Raw genomic sequence first — 11387 nt, 5'->3', positions numbered from 1 at the left:
GTTGGATACCACCACTAATATTAACAAGGAGTTTTCATTTTACCAACAGGTATTTATTACCGTTGATTTTTGCTAAAAAATTTTATGCAACAATACTGACTTTTACTTTAAATATTAATAGTATATTTTGTTGTACTGAATAATTCTAGGAGGAATTTTTTTGACTTTAAAAAAAATATCAATATCTGTATTTGTACTGTCTATGTTCACAGTTCTAAATAGAGCTTTAAATTTTGTAGTACAAAGTATAAGAGCGGAGCAGTATGGTACATCTAAAGCTAATGATTATTATTTAATAGCTCTTTTAATTCCAACAATAATTACTTCAAGTATTTTATCTATCAGAAATGTATTGATACCATATTTTACAAAATATGAAAATGTACAACAACAAAAAGCCATAAGCTCATTGATATTTGTATTTTTAATAGTGTCAGCAGTAATAAGTCTAATATGTATATTTTTTAGCAATTTTATTGTTAATATTATAATGATTAATAGTATAGACGGGGATAAATATCTTGTAGCTAATATGCTTAGAATACTATCAATTATCATAGTTTTTATAACTTTGTCAAATATTATCCAAATATACTATATAGCCCAGACAAAACATTTTTTATATTCTATGGCTGCATTTATAAATAGCTTAACAATATTGATAGGAATGTTTTTATTTAGTGGACGTTATGGTATTAATGCGTTAATTTATTCAACTATTGCAGGGGCAATAATTCAATTTATAATCTTATTTATAAGTTTATTATTCAGTGGATTAAGAATTAGTAATTTTTTTAATATAGAATATTTTAAATTGTTAAGTAATGGTTTTTCAGTAACAATATTTGCTTCACTAGTTGGAAACTTAAACTTGGTTGTTGACAAATTCTTTGGAATATCTTTGGCTGAAGGGAGTGTTTCTATAATTGATTATGCCTTTAGAATATTGTATTTGCCAAAATCTTTTATTATTGAACCTATTTTAACAGCTATATTTCCTATAATGTCAAGTATGATTCATGAAAAGAATAATCAAGAAAATATACATTTAAGTAAGTTTTTGAATATTATTATATGGTTAGTATTGCCTATTTGCATAGTAATTTTTATATTTAGTAAAGAAATAGTTGCTATACTGTATATGAGAGGTTCTTTTAATATAGATGATACAATAAAAACTTCAAAAGTATTGATGATTTATGTACCTACTTTGTTGTTGTCATGTATTAATTCAATAATGCTTCAAATGTTTTTTTCTAAAGGCATCAATAAAATTATTTTACATCTTGAGTTAATAATGTTGATTGGAAATATAATTGGTAATTATATTTTTGTTAAAATTTTTGGAATTTTCGGGTTAGCGGTTGCAACTGTTCTTTCAACATTATTAGGAACAATTTATCTTATCAAAAAATACTTTAAATGTTTTAGTAAATCATCATTTAATATTTTAAATATTGAAAAAATTATCTGGTCATCAGTAATTTTTTTAATTTTAATCTTAATAGCAAAACTATATATTTTTAATAACATTGATTTAACATCTTATTATCTTAAAGCAATAGTTCTTTTTTTAACTACTGGATTATGCTGGTTAGCATTTTTTATTATTAATGTTTGTAAAAAAGAGATGTGTTCATTAATAATTTATGGATATGCAAACAAATTTATTAGTAATATAATGTCAAATTATTCAACAAAAAGTAAATAATATAAATTTGAAATGGGTTATCCACTAATGAAAGGTGACAAGGAGTTTCATGTTTAATCATTTTAGTTTGTATGTAAAAAAGAATAAAATGCAATTTTCTTTCTTAATTTTTGGATTAATTGCAGTAATATTATCTTTACTAAATATTAAAATTGGAATTGCATTGGTAGTTAGCTTAAGTTTTATTTTCTTGATAACATTAGATATAAGATATATTTTACATGCATTACTTTTTTCTTTTTGTTTTACTATTCCTATTATTAAAACAAATTTTGGTCCAAGTATTTTTATACGTTTAGATGATATTTTTTATTTTATAGTTCTAATATCTTTTTTATTAAAGATGCTTACAAGAAAAATTGTTTTAAGGAAAAATAAACTTTTCTATCCCATAGTGTTTTATGTATTTGCTATAATTATGTCTTTAGCAAGTGTATTTCAATATAATGATGTTACAGCAATAAAATATGCTATTTATCATGTTTTTAAAATTAGTCAATATTTTTCCATATTTATATTCGTGCAGACTTTTATAGAAGATAAAGATATTAAAAATTATTTAAAAATTGTATGGATTTCAGGTTTATTTACTTCAATAATAGGCTTATTACAAAAATATTCAATATTAGCTGCCTATACTTACGAATATGCTAGAATAGGCAAAAATATTACCGGAGATCAGTATACAAGCGGTATTACAGGATATTTATCTTTTCACTATGCTTATCTAGGTATATATATGATGATAGTAATTTTTGTTACTTTAGCACTTTTTGAAAGTAGCAAAAACTTTTTAGTAAAAATATGTTATTTATCTAGCATTATATTATTTATAGTAATAATCATTTATTCGTATTCCATGGCAGCCATTGGAGTATTTATAATTTCGTTATTCTTATTTATTATGTCTAATAAAAAATATAGAAAATATATTATATTTCTTCTTCCAATTACTATTATATATATATATATATTGTTACAGAATAGCAACTTATTTTTATACATTAATAAGATTTTTTCAAGAGATATAAGTAGTACTACTTTAGGAAGTAGATTCATTATTTGGTATAAATTTTTTCAGTACTATCCTGATAGTTTATTACAATTATTTTTTGGAGTAGGTTTTATGGGTTTTAGATATTTTTTATATCCTACAACCGGTGGCTGGGGAGCACATAATAATTTCTTAACAGTACTTGGTGAAACAGGCATTATAGGATTGATATCCTTTATAATTTTGCTTATCAAAATATATATGTATATTTTGAAGAATTATAAAAAAAGTACAATTCCATTACTAAAAAAATATAATTATTGTCTAATATTTGCCTATACAGGAATACTAATTACTTTAATAACCCAGGAAACGTTTTCTGTAGTTTCTTCATTTGCAAGCTTCTTAGGTTTTTTCATGTTTTTGCTTGGTTTATCTAGAGGGGATACTGTGTTAGATATTGAAGGGAATGAACGAAAAGATGCAAGCTGAATTATCAAATGGAGCAAAAATATTGTATTTAATAAATTCTTTAGGCTTAGGGGGAGCAGAGAATTTATTAGTGACTACATTAAAACACTTAGATAGAAAAAGATTTCAAGTAGATGTCTGCTGTCTTAGACGGAGTGAACCTCTCAAACAAGAAATAGAAAACATGAATATAAAAATTTATGATTTTAAAGCGCCACCTTTTAAAATTAGTGATATCAAAATAATGGTATATTGTATTAAGAAATTAAGAAAACTTGTTAAAGAAGAAAAATATGATATTGTTCATACACACTTATACGAGTCGAGTATTATTGCACGCTTTGCAACTTTTGGCTTGAAGACTCGGATTGTAACCACAATTCATAGTACTGACCCCTGGCTAGAGAGTACAGCCTTAAAAGATAAGATTAAAAAGTATATAGAGTATTTTTCCTTAAAAGTAAAACCTACGGTTAATATTGCAATTTCTAAGGCAGTTAAACATTATTATCTAAAAAATTTTGAGTTTCTTAAAAAAGATATAAGACTTGTATATAACTTTATTGATTATGATAAATTTAAATATGCCCACAAAGCTAAGTTAAATATTGATAGCGCTAAGAAAGTCGTTTTAACAATTGCAAGATTTTATGAAGAAAAAGGACATATTTATTTAATTAAAGCCTTCTATAAGCTTATTACAGAATACAAAGTAGATGACTATATCTTGTTACTAGTAGGTGGTGGCCCACTATTAGAACAGGTGAGGGATTTATGTAGTGAATTATGCATATCAGAAAAAGTAGTTTTTCTTGAAGAAAGAAAAGATATACCTAATATATTACATTATTCAGATGTATTTGTACTGCCCTCATTGTATGAAGGTTTCGGGATAGCAGTTGTTGAGGCAATGGCTGCAAATAAACCTGTTATTGCGACTACTGTAGGTGGAGTACCTGAAATAATAGAAGATGGAGTTAATGGGTTATTAGTACCACCAGGGAATGTAGAAGCACTTACACAATCAATGTTAAAGTTGATAAGAAATCAGCAGTTAAAGCAAAAGCTTATAGAAAATGCAGCAATTAAAGTAAAAGATATGTTTAGTGCTGAAATAAATGTAAAAAAAATAGAAAAAATTTATATGGGAGTGCTCAAAAATGAATATTAATGATCCTCTAGTTAGTGTGATTATTCTAACATGGAATAGAAAAGAAGATACTTTAGAATGTATAGATTCAATTTACAAACAGTCCTATAAAAACATTGAAATAATAGTTGTAGATAATGCTTCTACAGATGGAACCCCACAAGCAATAAAAAAGACTTATCCAGAAGTAAAATTAATACACTTACCTCATAACTTAGGATGTCCAGAGGGAAGAAATGTAGGTATAGTAAATTCCTCAGGGGAGATTTTATTTTTTCTGGATAATGATGCAATTATTGAGCCACACAGTTTAAACAAGATAGTTACTAGAATTACTGCGGAAGAGAAGCTTGGAATAGTACAGGCGAAAATTATAGAAGATCCTAGCAAATTTTATGTAGATATATCTGATAAAGAGAGATACACTCATTTGTTTTCTGGAGGGGCAAGTGCTTTTAAAAAAGAAGTATTTGATAAAGTTGGCCTATATCCAAACGATTTTTTTGGACAAGCAGAGGAGAGTGATCTTGCTTTACGTGCGCTAGAGTATGGTTATGACATTTTATATTTTCCACAAGCAATTATCTTTCATAAAGCGTCACATGAACAGAGAAATAGAAAAAAAATTATAAAGAGACAGTTTTTTAATGATATTAGGGTAGCATGGAAATACTATCCCATCCATATTGCTCTTTTACAAACAATTGGAAAAACAATCATATATATATATGATTCGCTAAAAAATAATAATTTATTTTTTGTTTTTGACTGCGTTATATTAATAAATGTTATCATACAATCTTTACGTAAAAGAACACCAGTTTCAAAGCAAACTCTTCTCAAAAGGAAGCAGCTAAAGTCAAATATTAGAGATAGATAATAAATGATAAAGGTGGCAAACATGATGAGTTTGGAGACTACTTGCTCAAAAATAATATATGAAAATGAAAGTTCAGGAAAAGTTGATCTGTGTATAAGAAAGTGGTCTACTAATAGATATGAAGGTATTTTGTTTTGTGCAGGAAGTGGAAATAGTGTATTAGATATTGGATGCGGAATGGGACAGTCCTTTATAATCTAAGGCATAGGTATAAAAAACTTTATGGAATTGAACTTGCAAGTTCCAGGGTAGAGCATGCAAAACGAGCACTTAAAGCATATAAACATTTAATATTAAATCGCAATATTCAAGAGTATATCGAAGAGTTAAATGACAATTTTTTAGACTGTGTCTTGATATCAGATACAATTGAACATATACCAGATATATTTAGGGCGATGATTGAAATCAATAGGATTTTAAAACCAGGAGGTAGAATAGTCATTAACACACCTAATGTAGCCTATATAAAAAATAGGATTAAACTGCTTTTAGACATATTTCCTACTACTTCTTTTCTGTGTTAGAAAAACTATTGCGAAAGTATAATTTTTATAATAGTTAAAGGTTTGGTTTTGGGCGGTTTGGAAGACTTCATAATCTGTATCCAAGCTTGCTGAGCAGTTCATGTCAAATAGTAGCATATAAAAAAATTAATATTAGTGTTATTTTGAAAAAGGAGTTGCTATGAGAATACTTGATTCACACGAATTTATTGAATTATATAGAGGACATAAAGACCTAATATTAGGTTATCTTTTAAGTAAAAAGTATAATGATGAGTATATATTTCTTTGTCCTAAGATTAATAGCTATGCTGATGAAAAGCTGTTTAATCAAAAATACTTTCAAATTAATAATGTAGAAAAGATATTAGGATATATACCAGAAAACCTTAAGTTTGTTTTTTATAGTTCGATTCGATTATATAAAAAAATAATTTATTTCAAAAAGGTAGAGTCTACGAATTTTTTTCAAATTCCTATAGGATATATTTCTAAAGTTAAAAAGATAAAACCGGATATTATTTTCGAATCAAATTACACAACACTAACTCCTAGAAGTTATTTAAACTTTATAGCCAGTAAGTTATTTAATATTCCTGTTGTATGGATAGATTGTGCTGATGGTGGAAGAATGATGGCTTTTAGGTGGATAGAAAAAATTGTAGCAAACAATGTATCAAAAATTATAACTTATAGTAATGGAGGCAAAGAAAGACTAATTAACAAATATAATCTTGATCCTAATAAAATTATAGTAAAGCCAAAGCCTATTGATTTAGATAAATTTGTATTTACTGAAAGAAGTACAAATAAAAAAATATTTAATATTGGGTATGTTGGTAGATTAGCAGAAAATAAAGGGTTTGATACATTCATAGACATAGCTTGCCGATATATTAAAAATAAGCAGTTAGGCTTTACGGCGATAGGAGAGTTTACTAGTGAATTTGAGAGAGAAAAGTTGATACCGCGTATTCCTCAGAATTTAAAATTGATGGGTCATATAAGCAATAAAGATATGCCACTTCAATATAGTAAAATTGATTTGATAGTAATTCCTAATATGACTAATCCGCCTGCTTTTACTACTGTACTTGCGGAAAGCATTGCATCTGGAATTCCTTGTATTGTAGGCATTAAAGGATATGAACAGTATATACCTGTAAGTGAGCAGGATGCGTGTTTTATTGTTAATCCTAAAAATGTCGGAGAAATTAGTAAATTAATTGACGTGCTAATTGACATGCCTTTACAGGATTACAATGAATTAAAGAAGAAGGCAAGAAAGTTTGCAGAGAAAGAGCTATCTTGGGTTACTCAGTTACCTTTTTATCGGAAAGTTTTTGCAGAAGCTATAGCTATGCATAGATAATATATATTTTTATTTATTGTTAGAAAAAGGTGAATACTATGAAGATTTTGATGGTAAATAAGTTTCTTTATCCTAATGGAGGAAGTGAAACTTATATGTTTCAATTGTCTGACTATTTAATGAAGCAGGGAAATGAAGTTGAATTTTTTGGAATGTTTGATGAAAGAAATATTGTAGATACAGATCCTGAATTATTAGTAAATAATATGGACTTTCATAAGAGGTCTATAAAACACTTAGTTTATCCTTTTAAGATTATTTATTCACGAGAGGCAAGAATAAAAGTAAAGCAGGTAATTGAAAGATTTAAACCTGATGTAGTTCATTTAAATAATTACAATTTTCAAATAACTCCTTCAATAATTTATGAATTTAGAAAATATGGTATTCCTGTAGTCCAGACAATTCATGACCCTGCTATCGTGTGCCCTGCGCATTCACTATATAACTTCCAGACTGGTGAGATTTGTGAAAAATGTAAAGGTAGGAAGTATATAAATTGTATTAAAACAAAATGCATACATGGATCAATAGTAAGAAGTATACTTGGTGCATTTGAAGGATTTTTATATTATAAGCTAAAAACCTATGACTATGTTAATACGTTTATTTGTCCAAGTCAGTTTATTGCTGATAAAATAATAGAATTTGGCGTAGACAGAGACAAGATTAAAGTATTGCATAATTTTATAGGAAAGATACCTGGAAATAAACAAGTAAATAAAAAAGACCATGTGCTTTATTTTGGTAGACTATCTCGCGAAAAAGGGATTAATACACTCTTGAAAACAATAGATAAATTAAAAAATATTAAATTTATTGTTGCTGGTGGAGGACCATTAGAAGTTGAACTTACAAAGCACCCTAACCTTGAATATGTAGGATTTAAGTGTGGAGAGGAATTGACAAAACTTATTCAAGATAGTTTATCGCAAGCCTTAGGTATTCCTGTTATAGGTGCAAAAATAGGAGGTATTCCTGAACTTATAGAGGATGGTGTTGATGGATTATTATTTCAACCTGGGAATGATTTAGACTTGCTTGAAAAAATTAAATATTTATATAATAATAGAGATATTTTGAATCAATTTTCATTTAAGTGTAGAGAGAAAGTAAGACGATTTTCTATAGACCTATATTATGATAAGATTATGAACATATACAATGAAGCAATTCATAGAAAAGAGGGCAGGTAAATGGAAGCTTTAATAGCTGTTACTTATAAATGTAATGCAAAGTGTTATATGTGTAATACATGGCAATTTCCAAGTAAAAGTGAAGAGGAAATAACTGCACAAGACATAGAAAAAATACCTTCAAGTTTAAAATTTGCAAATATTACAGGAGGAGAGCCTTTTCTAAGAAAAGATATAGAGGACGTAATTGCTATTGTTTTGAAGAAAACAAAAAGACTTGTTGTTAGTACAAATGGATATTTTACAGAAAGGATAGTTGATGTAGCAAAAAAGTATCCGAATATAGGAGTTAGAGTTAGCATTGAGGGATTACCTAGTTCAAATGATGATTTAAGAGGAATAAAAGATGGATTTGACCATGGATTAAGAACACTTCTTAAACTTCATGAATTGGGTTTAAAAGATATTGGATTTGGAATAACGGTATCGGATAGAAATGCAAAGGATTTAAATGAACTCTATACATTAGCAGAAATGATGGGGCTGGAATTTGCAACTGCTACAGTTCATAATTCATATTATTTTCATAAATTTGATAACAAAATTGAAGATAAGGAAATGGTAATTCAAGAATTTAGAAAATTGGAGCAGAGGATGTTAAGGAGCAAAAATCCTAAAGAGTGGTTTAGGGCGTACTTTAATGAAGGATTAGTAAATTACATTAGAGGAAATAACAGATTCCTCCCATGTGAGATGGGAACTGATGTGTTTTTTATGGATCCATTTGGTAATATTAAACCATGCAATGGTATGGATATGTCAATGGGCAATATTAAAGAGAAAACATTTGATGAAATCTGGAATGGTGAAGAAGCTAAAGAAGTCCGAGAAGCTGTTAAAAACTGTACTAAAAACTGTTGGATGGTTGGTAGTGCAGCTCCTGCCATGAAAAAATCTATTTTGCTTCCAATAAGGTGGATTTTAAGAAATAAATGGCGAAAGGAGATCTGTGATTAGTATGAAGATAGCAATGATTGGACAAAAAGGTGTTTCTTCTAGAGCTGGTGGAATAGAGATTCATGTAGAAGAGATAGGAAAACGTTTGGCAGGTATGGGGCATGAAGTTTATATTTATACGAGACCGCATTATACTGATGTGAGTTTAAAAGAATACAAAGGTATGAAATTGATACCGCTACCTACTATAAATAGTAAACATCTGGACGCAATAACTCATACTTTTATATCCTCAGTACATAGCTTGTTTAAAGAGTTTGATATTATTCATTATCATGCTATTGGTCCCTCTACTATGAGCTTTATTCCTAGAATATTTGCTCGCAAGGTTGTGTGTACTATTCACGGATTGGATTGGAAAAGAGAGAAGTGGGGAAAGTTTGCTAAAATGTATTTGAAGTTGGGAGAAATAGCAGCTTGTAAGATACCGCATGAAACTATAGTTGTATCTAATACTTTGAAAAAATATCTTTATGATAAGTATAAGAGAGACAGTCAATTTATACCTAACGGTGTAAATACGCCACTAAAGAAAGAACCTGAAATAATAAAAAATAAATACGGATTACAAAAAGATGGATATATTCTTTTTTTGGCAAGGTTAGTTCCAGAAAAAGGTGTACATTACCTGCTACAAGCTTATAATAAAATATTAACTAATAAGAAATTAGTCATTGCAGGGGGCAGCAGTCATTCAAGCGACTATGAGCAAAAGTTAAAAAGTTTGGCAGGTAATAATAAAAATATTATTTTTACAGGTCATGTTCAAGGACAAGAATTAAGTGAATTATTTACAAATGCATATGTATATGTTTTGCCCTCTGAAATAGAGGGGCTACCAATAAGTTTATTAGAAGCTCTGAGTTATGGACAATGTTCTATTGTAAGCAATATTGATGAAAACCTAGAGGTAATAGAGGATAAAGGCTTTACATTCGAGAACAAGAACTATGTAAACTTATCTCAGATTTTATCTTTTTTGGTTAATAATCCTGATGAAGTTTATAAAAAAAGAAAATTAGTAGAGGAATATGTTTTGACAAAATATAATTGGGACTCCATTAGTAAGCAGACTGAACAACTATACATGAAAATCTTAAAAGAGGTTTTCTAAATATTTATAAATATAAATAATTTAAACTCTCAACTAATTTTTACGTAAATTTGTTGTAAAAACCGTAAAAATATATATAAAAATAACTATATATAAAAAGGGGCTAAAATGTAAAAGTGGAGGATAACTGATGGATAGGGGGACATTAAGTTTTATTAAAAGAATTACAATTCTTATAGATATCATACTTACAGGTATGTCATTTTTTCTAGCATATTATCTAAGGAATCATTGGTTTGCTAAAAACTATAGCAGAATAGGAACATTGAATCAATACCTGTGGGTTCTTTGGGTGATGCTATCTCTCTGGCCAATTTGTCTTTATATTTTTGGTAATTATGAGTTAAAAAATAAAGAATCTTTTTTCTCTATTTTTTTAAAATTATTTTCTTCTATAGCACTTGCGGTAATTACAATTGCAGCAATTTTCTATTTTATGAAAGACAATAGCTTCAGTAGACTATTTTATGGGATTTTTGCGGTAGTGAATTTTATTCTTTTAGCTATTGAACGACTAGGTATCAAAATTGTTTTCCATTATGCCAATAAGACAAAAAGAAATCATAAAAGAATATTGATTGTAGGAACTGATTTGCTTGCACATCAGTTTACTCGGTATGTTGAAGATAATTCAAATCTATTAATTGACATTATTGGGTATGTAAAAGTAAATGATAAGGATGAATATAACAAAGAATTAAATGTACTTGGAAATATTAATAATATCATATCTATTATAAGAAAGTATGTAATAGATGAAGTTGTATTAGCAATACCAAAAGATTCATTTAACAAGATAGAACCTTATGTACTTGAATGTGAAGCAATGGGAATTACAATGAATATGATTGTAGACTTATTTGATTTTAAAATAGCAAAAACTAAAATTGGTACGATTGGAGAGTTGCCTGTAGTTACTTTCCATACAGTTTCATTAGATGAATGGCAGTTGTTTTTAAAAAGGCTCTTGGATATTGCCGGAGGGCTTGTGGGAATTATAATTACGGCTATTGTGTTTATTTTTGTAGCGCCTGCC

At 28.1% G+C, this 11387-nt stretch carries 10 protein-coding genes and 1 pseudogene; all 11 read left to right on the top strand.

Annotated elements, in window-relative coordinates; genetic code table 11:
* Window positions 1–160 precede the first annotated feature (160 nt).
* Window positions 161–1711: a lipid II flippase MurJ gene (locus JG776_RS11835; protein ID WP_094549496.1), complete on the top strand. Its 1551-nt coding sequence runs from the start codon at window positions 161–163 to the stop codon at window positions 1709–1711.
* A 49-nt stretch (window positions 1712–1760) separates the two neighbouring features.
* A complete protein-coding gene (locus JG776_RS11830; RefSeq protein WP_291967760.1) occupies window positions 1761–3197 on the top strand; it encodes an O-antigen ligase family protein in 1437 nt (478 codons plus the stop codon).
* Entirely contained in the window at window positions 3175–4347 is a 1173-nt protein-coding gene (locus JG776_RS11825; RefSeq protein ID WP_291967758.1) for a glycosyltransferase family 4 protein, read from the top strand. Before JG776_RS11830 ends, JG776_RS11825 begins: the two co-directional genes overlap by 23 nt.
* Window positions 4337–5206 carry a glycosyltransferase family 2 protein gene (locus JG776_RS11820; protein ID WP_291967756.1) on the top strand — a complete coding sequence of 290 codons (870 nt, stop codon included), beginning with the start codon at window positions 4337–4339 and terminating at the stop codon, window positions 5204–5206. The genes JG776_RS11825 and JG776_RS11820 overlap by 11 nt, the downstream gene beginning before the upstream one ends.
* Window positions 5207–5230: 24 nt before the next feature.
* Window positions 5231–5407, top strand: coding sequence for a hypothetical protein (locus JG776_RS11815; RefSeq protein WP_291967754.1), 177 nt, complete (start codon window positions 5231–5233; stop codon window positions 5405–5407).
* Window positions 5377–5733: a class I SAM-dependent methyltransferase gene (locus JG776_RS12455; protein WP_366934211.1), complete on the top strand. Its 357-nt coding sequence runs from the start codon at window positions 5377–5379 to the stop codon at window positions 5731–5733. Before JG776_RS11815 ends, JG776_RS12455 begins: the two co-directional genes overlap by 31 nt.
* A 160-nt stretch (window positions 5734–5893) precedes the next feature.
* Entirely contained in the window at window positions 5894–7084 is a 1191-nt protein-coding gene (locus JG776_RS11810; RefSeq protein WP_291967753.1) for a glycosyltransferase, read from the top strand.
* A gap of 38 nt (window positions 7085–7122) precedes the next feature.
* Window positions 7123–8280 (top strand): glycosyltransferase, encoded by a 1158-nt coding sequence (locus JG776_RS11805; RefSeq protein WP_291967751.1) that lies wholly within the window; start codon window positions 7123–7125, stop codon window positions 8278–8280.
* Window positions 8281–9237: a radical SAM protein gene (locus tag JG776_RS11800; RefSeq protein ID WP_094549483.1), complete on the top strand. Its 957-nt coding sequence runs from the start codon at window positions 8281–8283 to the stop codon at window positions 9235–9237.
* 1 nt (window position 9238) lies between these two features.
* Complete coding sequence (locus tag JG776_RS11795; RefSeq protein ID WP_094549481.1) at window positions 9239–10351, top strand: glycosyltransferase family 4 protein; 1113 nt, start codon at window positions 9239–9241, stop codon at window positions 10349–10351.
* 130 nt (window positions 10352–10481) lie between these two features.
* Window positions 10482–11387: pseudogene (locus tag JG776_RS11790) on the top strand (hypothetical protein); the annotation flags it as partial.

The organism is Caloramator sp. (genome assembly GCF_020054765.1).
Classification (GTDB): Bacteria; Bacillota; Clostridia; order Clostridiales; family Caloramatoraceae; genus Thermobrachium; species Thermobrachium proteoclasticum.
Note: the sequence above shows the minus strand (reverse complement) of the source record. Positions and strands in the feature narration are given on the sequence as shown.

Excerpts from the sequence above, each read along its gene's own strand:
- JG776_RS11830 (WP_291967760.1), top strand. The coding sequence starts at position 1,761 with ATGTTTAATCATTTTAGTTTGTATGTAAAAAAGAATAAAATGCAATTT.
- JG776_RS11825 (WP_291967758.1), top strand. The coding sequence starts at position 3,175 with ATGAACGAAAAGATGCAAGCTGAATTATCAAATGGAGCAAAAATATTG.
- JG776_RS11820 (WP_291967756.1), top strand. The coding sequence starts at position 4,337 with ATGAATATTAATGATCCTCTAGTTAGTGTGATTATTCTAACATGGAAT.
- JG776_RS11815 (WP_291967754.1), top strand. The coding sequence starts at position 5,231 with ATGAGTTTGGAGACTACTTGCTCAAAAATAATATATGAAAATGAAAGT.
- JG776_RS12455 (WP_366934211.1), top strand. The coding sequence starts at position 5,377 with ATGCGGAATGGGACAGTCCTTTATAATCTAAGGCATAGGTATAAAAAA.
- JG776_RS11810 (WP_291967753.1), top strand. The coding sequence starts at position 5,894 with ATGAGAATACTTGATTCACACGAATTTATTGAATTATATAGAGGACAT.
- JG776_RS11805 (WP_291967751.1), top strand. The coding sequence starts at position 7,123 with ATGAAGATTTTGATGGTAAATAAGTTTCTTTATCCTAATGGAGGAAGT.
- JG776_RS11800 (WP_094549483.1), top strand. The coding sequence starts at position 8,281 with ATGGAAGCTTTAATAGCTGTTACTTATAAATGTAATGCAAAGTGTTAT.
- JG776_RS11795 (WP_094549481.1), top strand. The coding sequence starts at position 9,239 with ATGAAGATAGCAATGATTGGACAAAAAGGTGTTTCTTCTAGAGCTGGT.